General features: G+C 30.0%; 21 protein-coding genes. 5 read left to right on the plus strand and 16 right to left on the minus strand.

Features of this window, described 5'->3' with window-relative positions; all coding sequences use genetic code 11:
* Positions 1 to 61: 61 nt before the first annotated feature.
* Positions 62 to 511, plus strand: a complete 450-nt coding sequence (locus B5464_RS02745) for an FKBP-type peptidyl-prolyl cis-trans isomerase (protein WP_079737080.1) — start codon at positions 62 to 64, stop codon at positions 509 to 511.
* A 33-nt stretch (positions 512 to 544) separates the two neighbouring features.
* Here the strand turns inward: B5464_RS02745 and trpA are convergent, their stop codons facing one another.
* The 15 genes from trpA to B5464_RS02815 all read right to left on the minus strand — a co-directional run bounded on the left by trpA (position 545) and on the right by B5464_RS02815 (position 18938).
* Positions 545 to 1309 (minus strand): tryptophan synthase subunit alpha, encoded by a 765-nt coding sequence (gene trpA, locus B5464_RS02750; RefSeq protein WP_079737081.1) that lies wholly within the window; start codon positions 1307 to 1309, stop codon positions 545 to 547.
* Positions 1306 to 2097 (minus strand): DUF3050 domain-containing protein, encoded by a 792-nt coding sequence (locus B5464_RS02755; RefSeq protein WP_079737082.1) that lies wholly within the window; start codon positions 2095 to 2097, stop codon positions 1306 to 1308. The genes trpA and B5464_RS02755 overlap by 4 nt, the downstream gene beginning before the upstream one ends.
* The gene (gene trpB / locus B5464_RS02760) at positions 2097 to 3281 is read right to left on the minus strand and encodes a tryptophan synthase subunit beta (RefSeq protein WP_079738961.1); all 1185 of its coding nucleotides are present in this window, start codon (positions 3279 to 3281) and stop codon (positions 2097 to 2099) included. The genes B5464_RS02755 and trpB overlap by 1 nt, the downstream gene beginning before the upstream one ends.
* 1 nt (position 3282) lies before the next feature.
* Positions 3283 to 3972: a phosphoribosylanthranilate isomerase gene (locus B5464_RS02765; RefSeq protein ID WP_079737083.1), complete on the minus strand. Its 690-nt coding sequence runs from the start codon at positions 3970 to 3972 to the stop codon at positions 3283 to 3285.
* Between the two features lie 2 nt (positions 3973 to 3974).
* Entirely contained in the window at positions 3975 to 4763 is a 789-nt protein-coding gene (trpC, locus tag B5464_RS02770) for an indole-3-glycerol phosphate synthase TrpC (protein ID WP_077809883.1), read from the minus strand.
* A gap of 60 nt (positions 4764 to 4823) precedes the next feature.
* Positions 4824 to 4991: a hypothetical protein gene (locus tag B5464_RS14430; RefSeq protein WP_172830849.1), complete on the minus strand. Its 168-nt coding sequence runs from the start codon at positions 4989 to 4991 to the stop codon at positions 4824 to 4826.
* A 23-nt stretch (positions 4992 to 5014) separates the two neighbouring features.
* Complete coding sequence (gene trpD / locus B5464_RS02775; protein ID WP_079737084.1) at positions 5015 to 6004, minus strand: anthranilate phosphoribosyltransferase; 990 nt, start codon at positions 6002 to 6004, stop codon at positions 5015 to 5017.
* Complete coding sequence (locus tag B5464_RS02780; RefSeq protein ID WP_079737085.1) at positions 6004 to 6579, minus strand: aminodeoxychorismate/anthranilate synthase component II; 576 nt, start codon at positions 6577 to 6579, stop codon at positions 6004 to 6006. Before B5464_RS02780 ends, trpD begins: the two co-directional genes overlap by 1 nt.
* A 68-nt stretch (positions 6580 to 6647) precedes the next feature.
* The gene (locus B5464_RS02785; protein ID WP_079737086.1) at positions 6648 to 8039 is read right to left on the minus strand and encodes an anthranilate synthase component I family protein; all 1392 of its coding nucleotides are present in this window, start codon (positions 8037 to 8039) and stop codon (positions 6648 to 6650) included.
* A 301-nt stretch (positions 8040 to 8340) separates the two neighbouring features.
* Positions 8341 to 9129: a carboxypeptidase-like regulatory domain-containing protein gene (locus tag B5464_RS02790; protein ID WP_079737087.1), complete on the minus strand. Its 789-nt coding sequence runs from the start codon at positions 9127 to 9129 to the stop codon at positions 8341 to 8343.
* A gap of 159 nt (positions 9130 to 9288) precedes the next feature.
* Complete coding sequence (gene gatB/aspS / locus B5464_RS02795) at positions 9289 to 12621, minus strand: bifunctional amidotransferase subunit GatB/aspartate--tRNA ligase AspS (protein WP_079737088.1); 3333 nt, start codon at positions 12619 to 12621, stop codon at positions 9289 to 9291.
* Positions 12621 to 14012, minus strand: a complete 1392-nt coding sequence (locus B5464_RS02800; RefSeq protein ID WP_079737089.1) for an amidase family protein — start codon at positions 14010 to 14012, stop codon at positions 12621 to 12623. Before B5464_RS02800 ends, gatB/aspS begins: the two co-directional genes overlap by 1 nt.
* Position 14013: 1 nt before the next feature.
* Positions 14014 to 14274, minus strand: a complete 261-nt coding sequence (locus tag B5464_RS02805; protein WP_172830850.1) for a hypothetical protein — start codon at positions 14272 to 14274, stop codon at positions 14014 to 14016.
* Positions 14275 to 14609: 335 nt separating this feature from the next.
* Entirely contained in the window at positions 14610 to 16373 is a 1764-nt protein-coding gene (locus tag B5464_RS14495; protein ID WP_079737091.1) for a glycerophosphodiester phosphodiesterase family protein, read from the minus strand.
* Positions 16374 to 16433: 60 nt separating this feature from the next.
* A complete protein-coding gene (locus B5464_RS02815; RefSeq protein WP_079737092.1) occupies positions 16434 to 18938 on the minus strand; it encodes a TonB-dependent receptor in 2505 nt (834 codons plus the stop codon).
* Positions 18939 to 19536: 598 nt separating this feature from the next.
* Here B5464_RS02815 and gyrB point away from each other — a divergent pair.
* The 3 genes from gyrB to mdh all read left to right on the plus strand — a co-directional run bounded on the left by gyrB (position 19537) and on the right by mdh (position 23724).
* On the plus strand, positions 19537 to 21474 hold the full coding sequence (gene gyrB, locus B5464_RS02820; RefSeq protein WP_079737093.1) for a DNA topoisomerase (ATP-hydrolyzing) subunit B: 1938 nt from the start codon (positions 19537 to 19539) through the stop codon (positions 21472 to 21474).
* 184 nt (positions 21475 to 21658) lie between these two features.
* Positions 21659 to 22666, plus strand: coding sequence for a DUF6588 family protein (locus B5464_RS02825; protein WP_079737094.1), 1008 nt, complete (start codon positions 21659 to 21661; stop codon positions 22664 to 22666).
* A gap of 131 nt (positions 22667 to 22797) precedes the next feature.
* Positions 22798 to 23724, plus strand: coding sequence for a malate dehydrogenase (mdh, locus tag B5464_RS02830; RefSeq protein WP_079737095.1), 927 nt, complete (start codon positions 22798 to 22800; stop codon positions 23722 to 23724).
* A gap of 84 nt (positions 23725 to 23808) precedes the next feature.
* Here the strand turns inward: mdh and B5464_RS02835 are convergent, their stop codons facing one another.
* Positions 23809 to 25485, minus strand: coding sequence for a formate--tetrahydrofolate ligase (locus B5464_RS02835; protein ID WP_079737096.1), 1677 nt, complete (start codon positions 25483 to 25485; stop codon positions 23809 to 23811).
* A gap of 187 nt (positions 25486 to 25672) precedes the next feature.
* Here B5464_RS02835 and B5464_RS02840 point away from each other — a divergent pair, with 187 nt between their 5' ends.
* Positions 25673 to 26263 (plus strand): hypothetical protein, encoded by a 591-nt coding sequence (locus B5464_RS02840; RefSeq protein ID WP_079737097.1) that lies wholly within the window; start codon positions 25673 to 25675, stop codon positions 26261 to 26263.
* Positions 26264 to 26369 lie beyond the last annotated feature (106 nt).

Genomic DNA, 26369 nt, shown 5'->3' on the forward strand with positions numbered 1-26369 from the left:
CTTCAGATTTTAAAGTATCTAAATAATTCAACTTATATTTGTTTAAAATTATATCATAAAAATGAAAAAATACTTAGTTCTTTTTGTAACAATATGTTCACTTTTTTCTTGTGTAAGTGACGAAGTTAATTTTAAACCGCAAACAGAAGAAGACATTATTAAATATATTGAAGCTAATGATTTAAATGCAAATAGAAGTAATACTGGTTTGTATTACGTTATATCTAAAGAAGGCTCTGGTGCTAGACCAACTAATAGTTCTAATGTTACCGTGGCTTACAAAGGATATTTTTTAGATGGTGAAACTTTTGATGAAAGTAGTTCTGAAGGTATCTCTTTTGGTTTGAATCAAGTAATTCTAGGATGGACAGAAGGAATTACGTATTTTAAAGAAGGCGGAGAAGGAAAATTACTTGTACCGTATAATTTAGGTTACGGTTTAAATGGTAGACCAGGAATACCTGGTGGTGCTGTTTTAGTTTTTGATATTAAATTGATAAGTGTAAATTAAAAAAAAAGCGAAACTTAAAAGTTTCGCTTTTTTTTATGATATAATTGGTGATATAAAATCCTTAATTCCTGAGACACCATTAGCACCCAAGTTTTTAATAAATGCAGAACCTATAATAGCACCGTTTGCATAATTACAAGCCGTATTAAATGTTTGTTTATCAGAAATACCAAAACCTACAATAAGCTTACTTTTCAAATTCATATTTTTTATTCTTTCGAAATAAGCTATTTGATTATTAGAAATCTCTCCTTTTGCTCCCGTAATAGAAGCAGAAGCAACTACATAAATAAAAGACTTTGTGTAATTATCTATTTTATGAATTCTTTCTTCTGATGTGTGAGGAGTTATTAAAAATACGTTTGTAATTCCATATTTATCAAATAAATCTTTGTAATGATTTTCGAATTCTACCATAGGTAAATCTGGTAAAATAACCGTATTAATGCCACAATCTATAACTTTCTGACAAAATTTATCTTCACCATATTTTAGCATCTGATTCAAATATCCCATTAAAACCAATGGAGTTTTGTTTGAATCTTTAATAGACATTAATTGATCAAAAACAATGTCTAAATTCACACCATTTGCTAAAGCTTTCTGGCTACTATCTTGAATCGTTGGCCCGTCTGCAAGCGGATCTGAATAAGGCAAACCCACCTCAATAAAATCTACACCACTTTTTTCTAATTCTGAAATTACCTGCGTCGTATCATCTAATTTCGGATAACCACATGTAAAATAAATAGATAATAAATTATCTTTTTCTTCTAAAATACTTTCTAAATTTTTCATGCTAAAATTGGTTCTTTTTTACTTTCTAATTTTTGCTTCACTGCCGTCCATAAATTAATTCTTACCTGTAAAGCTCTTTTTGCAACATCTAAAACATCTTGCCATTTTGTGTTATCGTCTCCACATAATTCTTCTATCATTTGCAAAGACAACGGTCCGTGTTCATCACCATCTAACTCTATATGTCTTTCTAAGTAATATGTAAAATTATCAAAAGTAATATTTTCTTTTGAAGAAGTTTCTTCTACTATTTTTAAGAACATATCTGGTATAATATCTTCTCTTCCATAAGTAAAAGCTGCAGCAATTTTATGTGTTTCTTTAGAGTTGATAATATCAAAAGTAAAATTTACAAACTCTTTTACAGCATCTGATACAGAGACTAGTTCTAAGGATTTTTTTACAGTAGTACCTTCTTGAATACTTTGTAAGAATGTTTTTATATTAGAAGTATCTACTCTAAACTCTTTCATTGCATCAACATACATTTCAAAATGACTTTTGAAAACGCCATCTTTATTTACATCGCTCTCTTCTGCTAATGTAATTTCATTTATAAAACGAACAAGATTTGTGTTCTTTTTTGGTAACCACGGTAAAGAAACAGAAGTTAAATTAATTTGTAAAGCTTTTAAAAGCGACATAAAATCCCAAACAGCAAAAACATGGCTTTCCATAAAAAACTTAATATCTTCTATAGAACTAAGTGTTTTATATAAATCGTGCTCTCTTAATTTAATTCTTAAGGGCATTAATTCTGTTTCTATAAACTTTAAATTAGAATTCATTATTCTTTTAAATGTTTTATATAAGTTTCTAAATCTTTATCTCCTCTTCCAGATAAATTAATTACTACAACTTGATTTTCTTTAAACTCAATTTTTGGTAAAACTGCCAAAGCATGTGCCGTTTCTAAAGCAGGAATAATTCCTTCAATTTTTGTTAATTCATATGCTGCTTCTAACGCTTCTGCATCTGTAGCATTCATAAATTTAGCTCTTTTACTTTCATATAAATAAGCATGTAATGGCCCAACTCCTGGATAATCTAAACCTGCAGAAATCGAATATGGCTCTACAATTTGCCCATAATCATCTTGCATTAAAATAGTTTTACTTCCGTGAATAATACCTACTTCACCTAGTTGAGAAGTGGCGGCACTTTCACCAGAATTAACACCTAAACCAGCAGCTTCTACAGCAATTAATTCTACTTCGTGTTCATCCATATAATGGTAAAATGCTCCGGCAGCATTAGAACCACCACCAACACAAGCAATAATTGTATCAGGATTTTCTTTACCTGTTTTTTCTTTTAATTGCCATTTCATTTCTTCAGAAATTACAGCTTGTAAACGTGCAACCATGTCTGGATGTGGATGCGGACCAACCACAGATCCAATTAAATAAAATGTTTCTGGATTCTGAATCCAATATCTTATTGCTTCATTGGTTGCATCTTTTAGCGTTTTACTTCCGCTAGTTGCTGCCACAACTTTGGCACCTAACATTTTCATTCTAGCAACGTTTGGCGCTTGCCTTTCGATATCTTTTTCACCCATAAAAACTGTACAATCTAATCCCATTAGAGCACAGACTGTTGCTGTTGCAACACCATGTTGTCCGGCACCAGTTTCTGCAATAATTTTAGTTTTACCTAATTTTTGTGCAATTAAAATTTGACCAATTGTATTGTTTACTTTATGAGCACCCGTATGGTTTAAATCTTCTCTTTTTAAATAAATATGAGCTGCATATTTTTCTGATAAACGCTTAGCATAATACAAAGGCGTAGGTCTACCAACATAATCTTTAAGTAAAGATTTATATTCGTCTTGAAACTCTTTAGATTCGATAATTTGAATATAATTATCTTCTAATTCCTTTACATTAGGATATAACAATTCTGGTATAAATGCACCTCCAAACTGTCCGAAATATCCGTTTTTATCTGGTTGAAACTTTGATTTCATATTATATTTTGTTCTTGAAGCTTTTAACTTCATTAATATTTTTTAATCCTGGTTCTATTTCAAATTTACTATTTACATCTAAGCCATAAATAGGTAAATTAGACTTTGCTATTATTTGTACTTGTTCTAAATCATTTAAACCAATACCACCGCTTAAAAAGAAAGGCTTATCAAAAGGATATTTCTCTAAAACAGACCAATCAAATTTTGTACCATTACCACCTCTTTCTTTTCCTTTTGTATCAAATAAAAAGAAATCTACAACGTCTAAGTATGGTTTTAAAACATCAAAATCAAAAGTGTCTTTAATTCCGAAAACTTTTATAATTTCAACTTCATTTTTTGAAATATAATGCTGATTTTTTTTCTTTTTAATCTGCTTATTTTCATCAATAAACAACAGCCTTCTTTCTGCTAATTGTTTTTTTAATTCGGTAATATAATCTACGGATTCATCACCATGTAATTGAACTGCATCTAATCGATATTCTTCTACCAAAGAAATTACAATCTCGATATATTCGTTTACAAAAACACCAGTTTTTTTTATAGAATTAGAAAATTCAGGAATAATACCTTCAAAATTTCTTTTTGATTTTTCATAGAAAATAAAACCCATGTAATCTGGATTTACATCAGCCAACTGCTGAATATTTTCTGTAAACTTCATTCCACAAACTTTCAGTTTCATACCTATCTAATTTGACTGATAAATTCTTGACAAGCTTCTCCTGGATTTTCTGTTTTCATGAAATTTTCTCCAATCAAAAAACCTTGAAAACCAAATTCTTTTAATCCTGTAATAATTTTTGGATCAGAAATTCCGCTTTCAGAAACTTTTAAACAAGTATCTGGTATTTGACTAGAAAGTTTAATAGAGTGATCTAAATCTACTTCAAACGTCTTTAAATTTCTATTATTAATACCTATAATTTTATTGTCTAAATCGTTAATTTTATCTAAATCTTCTTGTGTATGTACTTCATATAAAACTTCCAGTCCTAAATCTGTTGCTAAATTTCCGTAGTTTTTTAGTTCTGTTGCAGTTAAACAAGAGGCTATTAAAAGAATTACATCTGCTCCAATTGCTTTTGCCTCTACAATTTGAAAACCATCAACAATAAAATCTTTTCTAAGAATAGGTTTTTGCTGATTGATTACTCTTGCCTCCATTAAATCTGCCATCGTACCACCAAAAAAAGAAGTATCTGTTAAGATAGATTGCGCTGCAACATTTGCATCTAAATACCCATTGGTAACCTCTGCAATTGTAGCTTTATCGTTTATAATTCCTTTTGACGGAGATTGACGTTTATACTCTGCAATAATACCTGTAGAACCAACTTCTAATAATGATTTTTTTAATGAAAAAACAGTTCTACCAAAATTAGGACTTTCTACTAATTTCTTTACTGGAATTTCTGCTTTTATCTTAGCAATTTCCTTCTTTTTAAATGCGATTATTTTATCTAAAATTGTCATTATTCTTATTAATTTATGCTAAATATAATTACTACTTAAATTATATTTAAAAAACTTTTATTACTTATTCAAATTATTTCTATACCTAAGAAAAAAATAAACAATTAATCCAACAATTAACCCAACAGCTGCTTGCTTAAATAATTCTTTTGTCTGAATACCTATTGCCAAACCAATAAATAGAAAACCAGGTACAATTAGAAATAAGTTCTTTTTCTTTTTTGCCATTATTTTTATTAAAAATATAAATGCTAAATACTAATTAATTTTTCTAATGTTTGTTTTGCTTTTAAACCAAATAATGATTGTTTGGCTTCTTCAAAAGCTGTTTCAAATGATTTAGTTTCATCAACAATTGTTAAAGCAAATGCTGCGTTTGTTAAAACTACGTTGTTTTGAGATTCAGTTCCGTTTCCCTCTAAAATAGTTTTAAAGATTTTTGCTGCATCTGCAACAGAATTCCCTCCAAATATTTCTGATTGTTGTATTCTTTTCTGACCTAAATCTTCTGGATTAATTAATTGCTCTCCGTTTTTAGTAAACAATTTAAATCCGCTAGTTAATGATATTTCATCATAACCATCTAGTGCATGAATAATACCGTAATTGATATTTTCTTCTTGTAAAATATAATTATACAAACGTGCAACTTCTAAATTAAATGTACCCAACATGTGGTTTTTTGGTGAACTCGGATTTACCAAAGGCCCTAACATATTAAAAAACGTTTTTAATTTTAACGCCTTTCTTGTTGGTCCAACAGCTTTCATTGCTGGATGAAATTTAGGTGCATGTAAAAAACAAATATTTGCTTTTTCTAAATGTTCTTTTAAAACATTTTCATCATTTGTAAAATTATAGCCAAAACTTTCTAACATATCTGAAGAACCAGATTGAGAAGAAACCGAATAATTACCATGTTTTGCTACTTTTTGTCCTGTACCTGCAACTATAAACGATGTTAAGGTAGATATATTAAATGTATCTTTTCCGTCTCCGCCTGTACCAACAATATCAATCGTATTAAAGTCAGAAAAATCTACTTTAATAGACAATTCTTTTAATGCATCTCTAAAACCCGATAATTCGTTTACCGTGATTGGTCGCATCATAAAAACCGTCATAAATGAAGCCAAATGCGCATCATTATATTTTTCTGATGCAATATCTATCAGAATTTGTTTGGCTTCAGATTTAGACAATCTCTCGTGATTGTATAATTTGTTTAAAATTGCTTTCATTACGAATTTGCATTGATAAAATTAGTAACCAACTGCTCGCCAACATCTGTTAAAATAGATTCTGGATGAAATTGTACAGCAGAAATAGGATATACAGCATGTTCAATTGCTTGTATTAAGCCATCTTCATCTCTAGCAGTTACTTTTAATTCTTCTGGAAAACCTTCATCTGTTGCTGCCCAAGAATGATAACGTGCTGCTAAAAATGTTTCTGAGACATCTTTAAAAATAGTCGCATTTTTATCTGTTACTTTCATTTCTGTTGCTACGCCATGAAAAACATCATTAAGGTTGATAATTTTACCACCAAAAACCTCGGTTATTGCTTGTAAACCTAAACAAACTCCAAAAATTGGTTTTACACCAGCATATGTTTTAATTACTTCTTTTAAAATACCAGCTTCATCAGGAATTCCTGGTCCTGGAGATAGCATAATCATATCATAATTTGCAACATCTGCAATACTTATTTCATCGTTTCTAAAAACTGCAGGAAAATTTCCTGTAATTTTTTCTACCATGTGAACCAAGTTATAGGTAAACGAATCGTAATTGTCTAATATTAATATTTTCATAATTAAAGCTTTTAGCTCTTGGCTCTTGGCTTTCAGCAAATAGCTAAAGGCAAAAAGCGAACAGCCAATTATATATTTTCTGCTAAAAACAACGCTTTCTTTAACGCTGCTAATTTGTTATTTACTTCTTGTAACTCTTTTTCTTCATCTGAATGAATTACGATTCCTGCACCTGCTTGGTAATACAACACATTGTTTTTACTTACAAAACTACGAATTGCAATTGCCAAATTTACAGAACCGTCTAAACCTATAATACCAACTGCTCCACCATAAAATCCACGAGATTGATTCTCATAAGTATCTATTAACTGCATTGCTTTGTATTTTGGTGCGCCACTTAAAGTTCCTGCCGGAAAAGTATCGCCAACAATTTCTATAGGGTTTCCTTTTAATTGCCCAGAAACTGTAGAAACTAAATGAATAACGTGACTAAAATACTGTACTTCTTTAAAAACCTCTACTTCTACTTTATCTGCATGCTTACTTAAGTCGTTACGTGCCAAATCTACCAACATAACGTGCTCTGCAGTTTCCTTTTTATCTGCAGATAATTTTTTACCTAATTGAATATCTTTTGCCATATCGCCAGTTCTTCTAAACGTACCAGCTATTGGATTAATGGTTGCTTTACCCGCAGAAATTTTAATTTGCGCTTCTGGTGAAGATCCCATCAATTTAAAAGAACCATAATCAAAATAAAATAAATATGGCGACGGATTGATAGAACGTAAAGCTCTATACACATTAAACTCGTCTCCTTTAAATTTTTGTTGAAATTGACGTGATAAAACTAACTGAAAAACGTCTCCTCTTTTACAATGAGATTTTGCTTTTTTAACATACTCTATAAATTCTTCGCCTTTTACATTCGAAGTTTCATCTCCAACAATTTCGAAACTTTGTGTATTAAAAGTTTGTGCATCTATAATTGTTTGAATTTCTTTTATTCTAGACTCATAACCTTCTTCAATATTTTCAATCAATGTCATTTCATCATTAAAATGATTGATTGCAATAATAAATCTGTAAAAACTATATTGCATTAATGGTATTTCAGATGGCGCTTCTTTAACACTTAAATCTATGTTTTCGAAATATTGTACAGAGTCGTAAGTTGTATAACCATATAAACCATTAAATGATTTTAATTCTGCCGGACAATCTAAATCGATTGCTTTGCTATAATTCTCAAAAATCGCATTAAAATCTCTACCAATTTCTTTGTTAGCCAATTCTTCTCCTTTATGAGAAAATTTTAAATGATGATTCTCTGCTTTAATCGTTACAACAGGCTCTATAGCTATAAAAGAAAAACTTTCTTCTTTACTATGATAATCTGAACTTTCTAATAAAAGTGTATTTGCGTATGTATCTCTAAAACGTAAATACAAACCTACAGGTGTTATTGTATCTGCAATTTTTGTCTTAAAAGTAGTCTTAAATTGTATTTTCTTCATATTGATAATATGTAATTGTCTCGTAAAATTTACGGTAACAATTTGTTTGTTTAAAGAGAAATAAATGTTTCATTGACTTCTCGAAATGATGCTTAATAAAAGCAAAAAGGCTTATCGTGAGATAAGCCTTTTTTATTATGTTGTATACATATAGGTTTCTTCTCACTTATTAGATAAGAGAGTTCCACCACCATGTATTGTTTGTGTTATTTTTCATACTTGCAACAAAAATAAGATAGAATTTTAAAATAAACAACCTTTATTAGGTTTTTGTTTTTTTTCTAAAACCTAAAGCTTATTACTATTTATTTTTTTTTAAGAATGTTTTACTTTTTTGGTTTAAGATTTCTAGTAATTCTATTTCATTTCCATAATTTAATAGTTTAAAATCAAATGTATCATCTTCTACAAACCTTACAAATTCTTCTACCCTATGTTCTGGAATATTAAAATTGTTTATTAAAAAATTAGAGGCTAAGTAATATTTTACAGCTTTTACAGGAACCTCTGGTATACCAGCTTCTTTTTTATTTTTTACTTCTGATCTAAATAAAGGTATTAATAATTGATCTACAACGTTAACAATATTCAATCCATCTACAAGCGTTTGTTTAGGATAATGCATTTTATCAACCTCAACATTCTTTATTGTAGTTAATTCTGCATTTCTTTTCGCTCCAAAATAAATAACATCTTTTTTTTCTATAAACCTATTCGTAATCTCTACATCCGTCTGAAAGTTACCGGTTAATTTTCTAGTAGAAACTATAATCTCATCTAATTTATTAATTTCTTCTAACAAAAAAATAGTAACTTTTCTTGATGTTAAAATATCTGAATTAATAGTAAAATCGAAATCTTGATATTCTAGAGCTCTAACTTTTATGCTATCGTTTTCTCCAACTAATAAATCAAACTCACCTATTTCATTTGAAACTGCACCTTTCTTAGTTGAAGAATTAAAAATTGTTATTCCTTCTAAATCATTTCCTTCAACAATAATCTTCCCTTTAATATTCTTACGAATGATTTCTTGAGAAAATGAATGTATGCTTAAAAACAAAAAAATTAATGCTACTATTTTTTTCATAGACAACTATTTTTACGGGCTTTATTTAAAACTGTTAATTATGTTTAAATATACGTAAAAAAAGCTAAACAAAATAAAATTATTTTACTATTTTTTTTGATGTTTTTGCAACTATTAATGAATGAATACAATAACGATTCTAAAAAAACTAAAATCTTATTATCTCATAATTTTCACATTCATTTCTTCTACCTTTTTATCTGATAAAATTGATGGCGCATTAAATAATAAATCTTCTGATGTACCAGTTTTAGGAAAAGCCATCACTTCTCTAATAGAAGCTTTTTTCTCTAAAATCATCATTAATCGATCAACACCCCAAGCAATTCCTCCGTGTGGTGGTGCACCATATTGAAAAGCTTTATACATTGTTCCAACGCTTTTCATCATTTCTTCTTTATTGTAACCCATATTTTTATAAGTTGCTTCTAAAATTTCAGATTTGTGTGCACGTACAGAACCTCCGCCAATTTCATAACCATTTAAAATTAAATCGTATTGTTGGGCAATAATTGTTCCTATTTCTTCACTTTCTCCGTTCATATGCTTTTCTAAATCGTAAATTGCTGGCATCGAGAAAGGATTGTGTGTAAATGTCCATCTTCCTTCATCTGTTTTTTCAAACATCGGAAAATCTACAACCCAAGCTGGTCTTAACTCCTTCGGATTTATCAATCTTAATATTTTTGCCATTTCTTGACGAACAGCGTCTAAGGCTTTATTTGCTGTAGCATAATCTGCTGCAGAGAAAAATACAATATCACCAACTTTAGCCTTTGTAGTGTTAATTATGTTTGCAGCTATTTCTTCTCCTAAAAACTTAATTATTGGAGATTGTAAATCGTTTTCATTAACAATAATATACGCTAAACCACCTAAACCGTTTTGTTGTGCAATGGCTGTTAAATTTTCAATTTGCCCTTTAGACATACGCTTATTACCTTGCTCTTTTGCAGAAACTTTAATGCATTTTACAATTCCGCCTTCTTCTATTGGCTTACTAAAAACCTGAAAAGTTGTGTCTTTTACAATTTCGGTAATATCTTGCATTTGCAAACCGTAACGCAAATCTGGTCTATCACAACCATATTTATCCATCGCATCTTTGTAAGTTATTACTTCAAAAGGATGTAAAATCCATTTTTTACCATAAATTTTTCTCACAACTTCATTAAACATCTTAGTATTTAAATCGATAATTTGCTGCATACTTGCGTATGCCATTTCTATATCTAATTGCGTAAATTCTGGTTGTCTATCTCCACGAGAATCTTCATCTCTAAAACAACGTGCTATTTGAAAATATTTCTCAAAACCACCAACCATTAACATTTGTTTAAATTGTTGTGGTGCCTGTGGCAATGTATAAAATGAACCTGCCTGTTTTCTAGTAGGTACAATAAATTCTCTTGCTCCTTCATCTGTACCTGCCGTTAAAATTGGCGTTTCAATTTCTAAAAACTCTTCTTCATCTAAAATATCTCTAAGTAACTTAATTACTTTATGTCTATTTACTATTGCTTTGCGAACTTCATCGTTTCTATGATCTAAAAACTTGTATTCAAAACGAACTTTTTCATTACTCTTTGCTGCTCTTTTAATTTCAAAAGGCAACGTTTTTGATAAGTTTAAAATCTCTAAAGTTGCAGTTTCTAACTCTAACTTACCAGTTCTTAAACCAGCATTATAATCATCTTCATTTCTTTTTACAACTAAACCTTCAACAGAAATTACCGTTTCTGGTTTTAATTTTACCAATTCATCTAAATTAGGAAAAGTCTCTCTACTTAAACGAACTTGAAAAATTTGATAACTAGAATCACGTAAATCAATAAACATTAACTCACCGTGATCTCTAACACTTGCTACCCAACCAGATAAAACTACATTTTCTGAAATAGATGCTTCTGATAAATCTGATATTTTATGTGTTCTGTATTCTTCTTTAATTATAATAGGAGTTTTTTGTAACTCTTCCTCGCTTTTAGCAGTTGCCTGTTGACTTTTAACCTTTAGCTTTTCGCTAACTGCTAAAGGCGAATTGCTAAGGGCTGAATTTTCGCTAACAGCGTTAAGAATCTCTTCACGAATTACTTTTCCTGAAGCTCCCTTACCAATAATTGCAATTACTTTACCAACTAAAATTCCCGCTTTTCCTTTGTTTCCGTTTTTAATATCATTTGCAATTGCTTCGTTTTCTGAAATTACTTTTAAAACAGCAGCTTTAATTTTATCTTCTGAAATTGTATTGTTTTCAAAATACGTTTTATAATCAAAACTTGCATCTTTTAAATAAGATGAAATTCCGTTATGCACTAAAACAGAAGTGATTTTATCTTCCTTAAAAAGTTTAAAAATTTCTATTAAATCATTTATATCATGAATGTTTTCGTATTCATCTGCAGCAATATTATTTACTAAAGTTTTAGCAACAAAAGAAGGATCTTTAATAGCATTATTAAGAGATACAAATGTTTTAGAACGCAAAGAATCTGCCGTAAAAAACTTAGCATCTTGCGGTAAAACTCCGCCTTTAATCAAAATAGACTCTACAGCAAAAGGTAAAGAACTAATATCTACATTTATAGTTTCTACTACTTGTTTGATACTTACAAAAGGTAAATCTGGTTCTGATATAAAACGATAATCTGCTTCAAATTCCTTTTTACGCATTGTTTTGGTTTGCTTTAAATCTGCATCCCATAAAACTGTGGTTTGATCTGGTCTAAACGTTTTATTCTCTGTAAAATAATTAAGTTGTTTTTCAATTTCTTCTTTTAAAGCCTCTACCATAAACTTAAAAGAATTTAAGTTTTTAATCTCGGTTCTAGGATTTAAAACAGTCGTTCCTTTTTTTCTTAACGAAACAGAAACATCAGATTTAAACTCTCCTTTTTCTAAGTTGGCTTCAGAAACACCTAAATTTTGCACAATTCTTTGAATATATTGCGCGTAAGTAGAGGCATCTTCTATATTTCTAATACAAGGTTCTGTAACAATTTCTATTAACGGCACACCAGCTTTGTTAAAATCTACCAAAGAAACTTTCTTTTCGTGCATTAATTTTGCAGCATCTTCTTCGATATGCACTTGTGTTAAATCTACTGTAAATTCTGAACCATCGTTTCTAAAACAAGAAACTTGTCCATTTGGTATAACAGGATTATGAAATTGAGTTATTTGTATATTTTTAGGATTGTCTGGATATTCATAATGTTTTCTATCCCAAGAAATAACTTCATTAGAAAATGTAGAGTTTACAGCTTTACCAAAATAAATCGCTTTTGTAATAGCCTCTTTATTAATTGCTGGTAAAACACCCATTTGACCTGTACAAACAGAGCAAATATTGGTATTTGGTATTTCTGTTTCTTCATTAGGACAAGAACAAAATAATTTTGTCTTTGTGTTTAAACGAACGTGTGTTTCTAAACCAATTATCAATTCTAAATCGTGTGCTTTTAAAGCATCATTTAATTGCGCTAGTTCCATTATAAAATATCGTTTAAGAAGTTCGCAAAATGTAATACTTCTGCATCATTTTTTTTATCTGCTGTAATTTGTAAACCTGTATTTGTGCCTTTTGGTATTGTTAGTGTTGGCAATTCTCCTAAACTAAAACCAACCGTATAAGCATCAGACAAATACATTGCTAAAGGATTGTTTAAACTATCGCCAATTTTAGGCGGATTTTGAGGTGTTACTGGCGATAAAATAACATCTACAGCTTCGAAATCTTTGCTAAATCTTGCTGAAATTTGATCTCTTAAATTTTGTGCTTTTAAGTAAATTTCATCAGAAAAACCTTGTGATAAAACTTGATTACCACCAACAATTCTTCTTTTTGTTTCTTCAGAAAATTTTTCTGAACGGGTAATCGAATACGTATCTTTTAAATTTTCTCCTTCTACTCTATCACCATAATTTGTACCATCTAATCTAGATAAATTAGATGCGGTTTCTGCCATTGCAAGCGTGTAATATGTAGATACTAAAATATCTGCATCAAAAAAATCTAATTCTTTAACTTCAATTCCTTTCGATTTTATTTTATCTAAAGTAGCTAAGAAATCATCTTTTATTTCTTTAGAGATTGCATCTGTTTCAATAAAACTCTTAAAATAACCAACAAATTTTACATCATTTTTGGTTTCATCAGAAATTAATTCTGATGTATAAGTAGTTTGATCTTTTACATCTTTACCACTAATTTCATTAAGAACAATTTTGATATCTTCTATTGATTTTGCAATCGGGCCAACACAATCTGTAGAAGACGCATAAGCCATTAAACCGTATCGAGAAATTCTACCATACGTAGGTTTTAACCCATATACTTTATTGTAACCAGCAGGTTGTCTAATAGAACCACCTGTATCGCCTCCAATAGAAAAAACTGTATAATCTTTTGCAACATTTACTGCAGAACCTCCGCTAGAACCTCCACCAACTAAATCAGGATTTACAGCGTTTTTTACTGCTCCAAAAATGGTGTTTTCTGATGATGATCCATGTCCAAAAGAATCACAATTTTCTTTAACTAAAGGTATTGCACCTGCGTCTAATAATTTCTGAATTGCAGTGGCTGTGTAAGACGATTTGTATTTTTTAAGCAAATTAGAACTCGCCGTTGTATAGGTTCCTTGCAACATATAAACATCTTTTATACCAAACGGAATTCCTTCTAAAAGACCTATCTTTTCTCCTTTTGCAATCTTATCATCTACATTTTTTGCTAAATCTAAAGCAATATCATCTAATAACGCATTTACAGTATTATGAGAATTCTGCTTTAACAAGTCTAACTTTTCTTGCACCAAAGCTGTACAAGTAATTTCTTTAGACACCAATTGCTGATGTATTTTTTTTATTTGCGAACTCATATTAATCTTCTATCACTTTAGCAACTACTAAAAAACCATCTTTTTCTTTCGGAAAGTTTTCTTTAATTATTTCTTTTTCTGTTAATGAACTTTCTATCACAACATCTTCTCTTAAATCATCTAAAGACACAACATTATTATAATTGACATTGGTAGTATTATTATTGGCATTTTTAATTACGTCGAATAATTTATTAACCGATTCTGATGGTTTTACTCCTTTAATACTAGACAAAATGTCTACCGTCATTATTTTACTCATCTCTTTAAATTTAGATTCAAAAAAAAACCTTCCAAAAATTTGGAAGGCTTTATATATTTTTTTGACAACAACCTTCCTTTCCTATATATTAGGATTATTGAAATTACGATTGTTGTTATTAATTGTCATATTATCTATTGATATTGACAAATATATGTAGAAATTATGTTACAAAACCTTCTTTTTTATCATTTTATCTAGCCTTTACATAATCTACAATATATTGATGTTTAATTACTGATATGATAAAAAACAAAGCTTATTTAAATAAAAATTACTTTTTTAAAAGATAAAAAGAAAGCTGTAATATTAAAAATTCGCAATTTTTGATAAAACTATTTTCTTAAGGGAATTGCGATATTAGGATAATCTGTAATTAAGCCATCTACTCCCATTTCTAATAAATTAATCATATCTTGTTTTTTATTAACTGTCCAAGGAATAACTCTCATATTATTCTTCTGAATATTTTTTACCTCTTCTTTATTCAGTAATAAAAAGTACGGACTATAAATTTCTGGCATAAAACTTAACATTTTCATGTTTGTTTTAAAATCATCCTTATAAGTCAAAAAAGCTAATTTATAAGCAGGATATATAGCATGAATATACTCTAAAACTCTAGGATCGAAACTTTGTATCACAATTCTATTTAAAGAAACCTTAGTCTTTTTTAATGTGTTGACCACTAAATCTGAAAACTCTTTTACAGATGGCTGATATCCATTTTTCTCATCTGTTGGTGTGCTTTTAATTTCAACATTATAAAGAATATTAGCGTTTTTTTGCTCTGCAAAAGAAATTACTTCAGATAATAAAGGTTTATAAGCAGCAACTTTTTCTTGCTCAGGAAATTTAGAATTCCCTAAAGAACCAACATCGTATTTCTTTATGTTTTTGTAATTGTTTTTATAAATATTAAAAGCAATAGCGTTTTCTCTACTTATACGATTTCCATCTACATCTAAAGTAATATCGTTATTCAACCAAGGTTCATGAGAAACAACTACCTTGTGATCTTTACTTACTACAACATCTAATTCTAATGTATTTACACCTAACTTTAATGCTTTTTCAAAAGCTTGTATTGTATTTTCTGGTGATATACCTCTAGCGCCTCTATGCCCTTGTAATTCAAAATTATATTGATTGTTTTTCTCTAAAATTATTTGATCAATAAAAGACACAGTTTCATTGTATACACCTTCCCAATCATTCGACCTTAAATCACAAGCAATTACATGATTGCCAGCTTCTGGAAAAGCTACTTTTTTCTTTTTATCAAAAGAAGTACCTAAATTACTATACATCTCTAGAATTGCTGCTACAGATACCACTTGATCTTGTTCTTTTTCATTTTTGTAATAATAACCAACAAAAACAGGAATCTTAACTTTTGCAAAAGTTTCTAAGGTCATATTACTCGTAAGCATTTTTATCAAAGCCTCGTAACCGTTAACGTGATATTTTGTAGACCAATATTTCGCTTGCTCTGCAGGCCTTTTTTGTTTTACAATTTCACTACCATTCATTTTTATAAAACCTGCTTTTCCTTCGGGAGTTAAAATTGTTTTAAAAGCAGGGTTTTTTAAACCGATAAACGGAGAATACATTACCAATCCTAAAACAGAAGCATCTTCTGATGCTAGTTTCAAACTCAATGTACCTCCTGTTGATGTACTAACTATAACAACCTTTTTACCAATTTTTTTTCCTATTTCTAAAGCTTCTTTTGCAGATGCTATATAATTTTCTGGTGTTAAATTAATAAAACTATCATCTCTATCTAAACCATGCTCTTTTAAACGAGATAAGTAAACATTTGCGTCGTATTTTTTTGAAAGCATACTCATTATAGGCTCTCCTTCTCTACCACTAGCTCCAAAACCATGCAAATACACAAATGCAATTGGAGATTGTTTTTCTTTATACTTATTAGACCAGATAATTCTAGCTTCATTACCAGGTTTCATTCCTTTCACACTTGCTTCTTTATTCTTAATACTATTTTCTAAACTAGCTAAATCGAAAACTTCTTGAGAATTAAAAATAGCTACAGAGAAAATTAATAAAAAAAACGTTAGGATATTTTTTTTCATTGTAAATATTTAAAAAGGTTTCTAAAACATCTTAGAAACCTTTGATTATTGTTTAAGTAATTAAAAGCTAGCCTTTAATTGAACACCAAAAAATCGAGGAGCACCAGATATAAAAGTTGGTATACCAAAAGCGCCACCAGTATTTCCCGCGTCGATAATATACTCTTTATCCAATGCGTTATTCATAAAAAATGTAAGTTCATAATCTTTGTTAATTACCAAACCTGTTTTAAAGTTTAAAATACCATACGCATCTTGCGATATGTTTGGCAAATTAGTTTCTTCAAAAAACACTTTAGATTTATATGTGTAAGTTGGTCTAAAAAAATATCCTAAATTTTCATTAACATTTACGTTAAAATTAAATCCGGCAGAAAAAGAGTTTTTAGGAGTCAATCTAAAAGTGTTTCCTGCAAGTATTTGATCATTTCCGTTTGAGTCTTTATCATCGAAAGACGCATCTATGTAACCATAATTAGCAAAAAAACTAGATGTTTTAGAAAACGCATATTGCATAGCTAATTCAAAACCAAAAGAACTAGCGTTACCACTATCTTCTGGTACAGAAGTTAAAACACCGTTTTCAAACTTTGTAATTGTTGTTTGAAAGTTAGAATAATCATACACATAAGCATTGGCATCAAATTGTAAACTATTATTAAAAAATAATGATTTTCCACCTACTTCATAAGACCAAACAATTTCGTCTGATAAAACTGTTGTTTCTGTTGCTGTAACTCTAATAACATTTGGTCTTCTTCCTCTAGAGGTTGTACCAAATAGCGTAATATTATTATTTATATCATAATTTACTGCAAAACGACCAACTGCAGATAAAAAACTTTCATTAGCTTCTATTTTTTCTTGATTAGTTGAAGCAAATAATACATTTGGAAAATTTCCTGACAAATACCCTAAGACTGATGGATTTTCTGAATCTATTACCTCAAAGCCTGCATTTATTTCTTCTAATGTTGCTCTTAACCCCATTGTAACAGACAATTTTTCTGAAATATCATAAGAAGCATCTACAAAAAGATCTCCAGAGTAGTTTTCTCCAAAATTTGTATAAGTTTCTTTATTAAATGAATTTAAAGGAGCACCAGCAAGTGCGCCAAACACATTAGGATCATTTGGTAAAGAAGGTGCTAAAATCGCTACTCCGTTAGAAACTAAAAAATCAGAATTTAAAAGTAACATTGCAACACTTCTTTCATCATACTCCCACGGTACATTTTGCGAACCATCTTCATAAAAGAAGTTTGCACCAAAGAAACCTCTAAATTTATCATCGGTATCAAAATTAAATCTAAATTCTTGACTAAATTGTTTCCCTTTAGATATTTCACTAAAAAATAATGCTGGTGCAACAGTTCCATCTGCATCAAAAGCCTCATTAGAATCAAACTCTCTGTAAGCAGTTGTAGATGTTAAATCCCAAATATCATTAAAACTATGTTTTAAAATTGCAGTAGCACCCCAAACAGTTCTATCTAACCCTAACTCTTCTCCTCTTTCTAAATCTGCAAAAGTGTTCGGATTTGTATCTCCTCCTGCAGGTGCAAACGTTCCACTTTTAAAAGAAGTTCCAGGAGGTGTATCTTGTTGCCAATTGGCAATAAAATCTAAAGTTGTATCGTTATTTAATAAATATTTAAAAGACGTTCTAAAAGCAAGTGTTTCTTTCCCATTTAAATCTCCTCCAGAAATATTTTCTATAAAACCATCTCTTTTATTATAAATGGCAGCAGCTCTAAAAAATAACTTATCTTCTACTAAAGGCGCATTGAAATGACCTGTTGCTAAAAACTGATTAAAATTACCATATCCTAACTTTAAAGAACCAGATGTTTCGTTTTTTGCTTTGTTTTGAATAATGTGCATTGCACCAATTTGAGCGCCTCTACCAAATAATGTTCCTTGCGGACCTTTAAGCACCTCTACACGTTCTATATCATAAAGTTCTACAACAGAACCTCTAGATTTACTAATTGATACACCATCTTGAAAAATAGAAACTCTTGGTTCTACTCTAGAGTCTCCGCTATCACTTGTAATACCTCTAATAACAATTCCAGGATTGTTAACACTTTGAATTTGTACTTGAAAACCTGGTACATATTCCGACAAGGCATCATATTCAAATGTTCCTTGATTTTCTATAAAATCTGTACCATAAGATGTAATAGCAATTGGTACATCTTTGTTTTTTTGTTCTCTTTTTTGTGAAGTAATTACAACCCCTTCTAACATAAAAGAACTCTCTTTTAAAACAAAATTTTGAGTGGTGACCATATCACTTATTTCAACTTTTTTTGAAACCGTATTATACCCTAAATAAGATACTTCTACGATATAAGTTGCATAAGCAATTTTACTTAACATAAATTTTCCGTTTTCATCAGAAGTTGTTCCTTTAGACAACTTTTTGATGTGAACATTTGCTCCCATAATAGGCTCTCCATTATCAGAAGTTACAACTCCTTTTAAGGCTCCAACATTTTGTGAATTTATATTAACAATAGTAAAAAGCATTAAAAAAGTGAGTAAAGATTTAAAGTACATTTATTTTTATTTTTAGGTTAAATTAGACGGCAAATTTATTTCCTATCAGCCATAAAGATGTTAACCTAAAATGATACAATGGTTACTTTTTTAAAAATAAAAAGTCTTTTTTTACATATAATTTACAATACTATAACATCAAATTTTCAGACTATTAAATCTTAGTTATCCTAATTACAGATTCGAAAAGAGCTATCAATTGATAAACAAATTATTAAGAAAACTAAGTTTGTTCTTAATACTTTTTTATCTATTTATTTTAATTAACATCTAACCATTAACTCACCTCTAAAAAGCTTTAATTTTCTTTAAAAACTAAAACCACGATTGTTTCATCCTTACAAAACATCAGTTTTAAGCTTATTTTGATAATTTTATTTTTAAAATAGAATTAAAAAGTAGCAAAATTAAAAATAAAGCCATTTTTAAGCGATTTAAGACATTTTTAAAAAATCAACAAATGTTGATAATTTTCACACCAAATCGCTAAAAACTATTGAAAATTAGACTGAAAATTGTAAATTTGAGTTTACTGAAATTCGTACTTGTAATTGCGATTTTCATCAAAAATTAAAATTAACAATTCACTTTATATATAATGAGCGAAGAAAAAAAACATAATTATTCTGCCGATAGTATTCAGGCGTTAGAAGGTATGGAGCATGTAAGAATGCGTCCTTCTATGTATATCGGTGATGTAGGTGTGCGTGGTTTACACCATTTAGTATACGAAGTTGTAGATAACTCTATTGATGAAGCAATGGGAGGACATTGTGACACTATACATGTTACAATTAACGAAGACAATTCTATTACAACAAAAGATAATGGTCGTGGTATTCCTGTAGGAATTCACAAAAAAGAAGGCGTTTCTGCATTACAAGTTGTAATGACAAAAATTGGTGCTGGTGGTAAATTCGATAAAGATTCTTATAAAGTTTCTGGTGGATTGCATGGTGTTGGTGTAAGTTGTGTTAACGCATTATCAGACCATTTAACTGCAACAGTACATAAAGAAGGTAAAATTTGGCAGCAAGAATACGAAAGAGGTAAAGCTTTATATCCTGTAAAAACGATTGGCGAAACAGACTTTACTGGTACCATTGTAACTTTTTTACCAGACAAGTCAATTTTTCAGCAATCTACAGAATACAACTACGAAACTTTAGCTACACGTTTACGTGAACTGGCGTATCTTAATAAAGGAATTACAATTACTTTAACAGATAAAAGAAATACAGATGATGAAGGCAACTTTGTTTCTGAAACTTTTCATTCTGATGAAGGTTTACCAGAATTTATAAAGTATTTAGATTCTACAAGAGAGCAACTAACAGCTTCTGTGATTTCTATGGAAGGTGAGAAAAACGGAATTCCGGTTGAAGTTGCTATGGTTTACAATACTTCTTACGCAGAAAACCTACATTCTTATGTAAATAACATCAATACGCATGAAGGTGGAACACATTTATCTGGTTTTAGACGTGGTTTAACAAGTACGCTTAAAAAATATGCAGATGAATCTGGTTTATTAAAAAATGTAAAGTTTGAAATTGCAGGAGACGATTTTAGAGAAGGATTAACCGCAATCGTTTCTGTTAAAGTTGCAGAACCTCAATTTGAAGGACAGACTAAAACTAAGTTAGGTAACAGAGAAGTTACTTCTGCAGTTTCTCAAGCGGTTTCAGAAATGCTTACCGATTATTTAGAAGAAAACCCTAACGATGCTAAAACAATTGTACAAAAAGTAATTTTAGCAGCAACCGCAAGACATGCAGCACGTAAAGCCAGAGAAATGGTGCAACGTAAAACTGTAATGAGTATTGGTGGTTTGCCTGGTAAATTATCTGACTGTTCTGAAACTGATCCTGCTCAATGTGAAATATTTTTAGTTGAGGGAGATTCTGCAGGTGGAACAGCAAAACAAGGTAGAGACAGAAACTTTCAAGCAATTTTACCACTTCGTGGAAAAATCTTGAATGTTGAAAAAGCAATGCAACATAAAGTTTTTGAAAACGAAGAAATCAAAAACATGTTTACTGCTTTAGGTGTTTCTATTGGTACAGAAGAAGATCCTAGAGCTTTAAACTTATCAAAAGTAAGATATCATAAAGTAGTTATTATGTGTGATGCCGATGTAGATGGATCGCATATTGCAACTTTAATTTTAACATTCTTCTTTAGATATATGAGAGAAATGGTAGAGCAAGGATATATTTATATTGCAACACCACCTTTATATTTAGTTAAAAAAGGTCAAAAAAGAGAATACGCTTGGGATGATAATCAACGTGATTTGATTGCTCAGAAATTAGGTGGTGGTGTAAACATCCAAAGATATAAGGGTCTTGGAGAGATGAATGCAGAACAACTATGGGATACAACAATGAATCCAGAATTTAGAACTTTACGTAAAGTTGTAATTGATAGTCCTACAGAAGCAGATAGAGTTTTCTCTATGTTAATGGGAGACGAAGTACCACCACGTAGAGATTTTATTGAACGTAATGCAAAATATGCTAAAATTGATGTTTAAAAAACATTGAATTTAAAAGTAAAAGCCTCAACTATTTGTTGAGGCTTTTTTGTACCTATCTTTAGGTATTTTCCCCTTTTTTGTAGCAAAACGGTTAATATTTTAGCAGTCTATTAACATAATTTTATATATTCGCTTAAGTTTCCCCGTTAATTATAGAAACATAACTAAAACATAACTAAACATGAAAAAATCTATTTTAATTTTCTTAGGAGCCATTGCATTGGCCTTTAACACCAATGCTCAAGACGGTTTTGAAGGCTACTTATTAGCAAGTGATCAAGATCGTGGTAAATTAATAAATGCTTATATCAATCCTGCAATGAAAGGATTAATACATAGTATGAATAATGGTTGGTATCACACAGCAAAAGTTCATAGCCCTTTCGGATTCGACCTTTCTATTGGTTTAAATGCCTCTTTAGTTCCAGAAGAAGATGAAATGTTTACCTTATCTGGTTTAAACTCTATAAATACTGGTTCTATATCTGCTGCAACTGTTGCTGGTTCAGAAGACTTTACTCCATTAACAGCTGTTAGTTTTCAAGACCCAAATAATCCTGCAATAACTTATACAACATCTTTTGAAGCACCAGGCGGTGTAAAAGAAAGCTTACCTCTTAATGCTGTTCCTGCACCTGCAGTTCAATTAAACTTAGGTTTACCTGCTAAATTTGAAGTTAGTTTAAGGTTGGTTCCTAAAGTTGGTTCTGACAATGTAAAAGGAGATTTATTTGGTATTGGATTAAAAAAAGAAATCACAAACTGGTTTGGTCCTTTAGACAAAACACCTTTACATGTTTCTATTTTAGCCGCTTATACAACTATGAATGTTGATTATAACATTGAAGACAGTAACGCTGTAGATGTAACTGATGGAATTGCTCAATTTAAATTAAACTCATACAATGTAGAAGCTATAGCTTCATTAAACTTCCCTTTTATTAATTTATATGGTGGTTTTGGTTACGGTTCTGGTAGCTCTACGTTAAAAATGTTAGGAGACTATGAATTATCTTACGGTGGACAAACAAGAACTATTACAGATCCTATAGATTCTGAATTTAACGCTAGCGGATTTAGAACAACACTTGGTACAAGATTAAGCTTAGGGTTCTTTAAAATATTTGGTAGTTATACATTACAAGAATATAACACTGCTAATTTAGGAATTGCAATTAGCATTAGATAATTTTTATTTAAATATTCAACAAAAAAAGACATCTCGTTAAGATGTCTTTTTTGGTTTAAAATAGTTAAAAATTCGCCTAAAAAATTGTATTTTAGCGGGATATATTTTAAACAAATAAAAAACATATAAATATGAAAGTTACAGTTGTTGGTGCAGGTGCAGTAGGTGCTAGTTGTGCAGAATACATTGCTATTAAAAATTTTGCTTCTGAAGTTGTTATTTTAGACATTAAAGAAGGTTTTGCAGAAGGTAAAGCAATGGATTTAATGCAAACAGCTTCTTTAAATGGTTTTGATACTAAAATTACTGGAAGCACAAATGATTATACTAAAACTGCAAATTCTGATGTTTGTGTAATTACTTCTGGTATTCCTAGAAAACCAGGGATGACTCGTGAAGAATTAATTGGTATTAATGCCGGAATTGTAAAAATGGTTTCTGCTAGTTTAATCGAGCATTCTCCAAACACAATTATCATTGTAGTTTCGAATCCTATGGATACTATGACGTATTTAGTTCATAAAACTACAGGATTACCTAAAAATAGAATTATCGGAATGGGTGGTGCATTAGACTCTGCTCGTTTTAAATATAGATTAGCAGAAGCTTTAGGTGCTCCTATTTCTGATGTTGACGGAATGGTAATTGGTGGGCACTCAGATAAAGGAATGGTTCCTTTAACTAGATTAGCTACTAGAAACTCTGTTCCTGTTTCAGAATTTATTTCAGAAGAAAGATTAGAACAAGTAAAACAAGATACTAAAGTTGGTGGTGCAACATTAACTGGTTTATTAGGAACTTCTGCTTGGTATGCTCCTGGTGCTGCAGTTTCTGGTATGGTACAAGCAATTGCTTGTGATACTAAAAAAATCTTTCCATGTTCGACTTTATTAGAAGGAGAATTTGGTTTAAACGATTTATGTATTGGAGTTCCTGTTGTTTTAGGTAAAAACGGAATTGAAAATATTGTAGAAATCAACTTAAGCGATGCAGAAAAATCTCATTTAGAAGAATCTGCTGCAGGTGTTTCTAAAACAAACGGTTTATTAGAATTATAAGAAATTCTTATTTAAATTATAACTAAAAAGTCTAGCTTTAAAAAGCTAGACTTTTTTTTATTACTATAATTTAAAACTTTTAAATTATGACAATCCAGAAATAACTCCGTTTTTATCGATAAACATATTTTCTGATGCAGGGTTAGAAGGCAACCCAGGCATTCTCATCATTTTACCAAGAATAGGAATAACAAATTGTGCGCCAGCTGCTATCTCAATTTCTCGAACTGTAATTATAAAGTTTTTAGGCCTACCTATTAATTTATCATTATCGGAAAATGATTTTTGTGTTTTCGCCATACAAACAGCAAAATCATTAAAACCTAACCTATCAATTCTTTTTAGATTTAATAGCGCTTTGTTATCGTAAACAACTTTATCTGCACCGTAAATTTCTTTAGCAATTATTTCTATTTTATCTTTTATAGGAGATTGCCAATTATACAAAGGTTTGTATTGTGTTGCTTTTGTTTCTACAACTTCTACAACAGCTTTTGCTAAATCGCTTGTACCTTCTCCTCCGTTTGCCCATCCTTTAGAAAGGACCGCTTTTACACCTAAATTAGCACAACTTTCAATTAAAAAATTAACTTCTTCTTCAGAATCAGAAATAAAAGAATTTATTGCAACTACAGGTTCTATATTAAACTTTCTAATATTTTCTATATGCTTCTCTAAATTAGCAAAACCTTTTTTTACTTTTACCAAGTCTGCAGTATCATAAGCATCTTTTAATGCGCCACCGTGATGACGTAAAGCTCTAATTGTAGCTACTAAAACTACACATTTCGGATTTAAATCTGCAAACTGAGATTTAATATTTAGAAATTTTTCTGCACCTAAATCTGCACCAAAACCAGCTTCTGTAACAACATAATTAGACAAAGAAAGTCCCATTTTAGTTGCAATAATGGTGTTAGTACCTTGTGCAATATTTGCAAATGGTCCGCCATGGATAATTGCAGGATTTTCTTCTAAAGTTTGTACCAAATTTGGTTTAATAGCATCTTTTAATAAAATTGCCATCGCATTTTCGGCTTTCAAATCTCTTGCAAATACTGGCTTTTTATCGAAAGTAAAACCAATAAAAATGTTACCCAATCGTTCTTTTAAATTTTCTAAATCAGAAGCCATACAAAGAATTGCCATAACTTCTGATGCCGGAGTAATATTAAAGCCATCTTGTCTAGGTATTCCGTTTGCTGTTCCTCCCAAACCAATAGTTACATCTCTAAGAGCTCTATCATTCATATCTATAACACGTTTCCAAAGAATAGTTCTAGGATCGATGTTTAAGTTATTTGTTTTACTTTGAATGTTATTATCAATCAAAGCAGATAGTAAGTTATTGGCTTTTTCGATTGCATTAAAATCTCCTGTAAAATGCAGATTGATGTCTTCCATTGGCACAACTTGAGAATATCCACCGCCAGCTGCACCACCTTTAATTCCGAAAACAGGCCCTAAAGAAGGTTCTCTCAAAACCACTGTCGCTTGTTTCCCAATCTTATTCAATCCTTCAGTTAATCCTATGGAAACTGTTGTTTTACCTTCTCCGGCAGGAGTTGGAGTTAATGCTGTTACCAAAACCAAATTATTTTCTTTTACTTTGGTTTCATCTATTAAATGTAATGGCAATTTAGCTTTGTATTTACCATACATTTCTAAATCGTCTTCTTTCACATTTATTTTTGCTGCAATTTCTTTTATATGCAACAACTTTTTTGCTTGAGCAATTGCAATATCTGTTTGGTGTTTCATTTTTATATAATCTGAATGTTATTTTATCAATTTTGAAAAATAAATATAGTTAAATTTCATATTTTATAAAACGATAATCAGAATCGAAACAAACTTTAACATATAAATAATTTTCACTCTAACAAACTCATTTAAATAAGATTATATAATTAGAAAGTAAAACAACATTTTTTTATATATTTGGCGCATGCAAGCAAAATGGTACTTTAGTACTTTCTTTTTAATATTTATCTACTTTGGCGCATTCCAAGAGCAAGTTTCTTTACCGAACCAAGAAATTGTTCTAGAATTTGTTGATGCAAATATTAATGAAAAAGATATTGAAAAATCTATTGCAGAAGTTAAAGAAAAACTACTAAAAGTTGGGATTACAAATATTGTAATTCATAAATCTGAAACTAGCACATTAAAGATCTCTTATTTTAGTAAGATTGATATTAAAAACATAAGAGAAATTCTTTCTAAAGAGAATAAATTACTTTTAAATACAAATTCTCCTTATAAGAACTCAACAAATTATAATTTTGATGTTTACGAACTAAATGATGCAACACAATTATCTAATGTAGATAAGAAGTTTGTATTCGAAATTAAATACAATTCAGATCGTTTTACTACTGTTAACTATAGTGCTTTAATTAAAAACTTAGAAAGTAGTACTGCAGAACAATTGTATAAAACTGCTTACAAAGTAAATAAGGACAATCCTTTTACAAAAGATAAAGCTTCTTGTAAAGAACCAGAAGTTAGGGCTGGCCCAAAGTCTTATCTATCTTAAAAAAAGTATTTTTAAACACTTTTTAAGAATACACTTCAATTTTATGAGAACCATACTCATACGCTAAAAAAACATACAAAAAAATTAATTGTCTGATAATTCGAGA

It is taken from the genome of Polaribacter sp. KT 15, assembly GCF_900143115.1.
GTDB lineage: Bacteria > Bacteroidota > Bacteroidia > Flavobacteriales > Flavobacteriaceae > Polaribacter > Polaribacter marinaquae.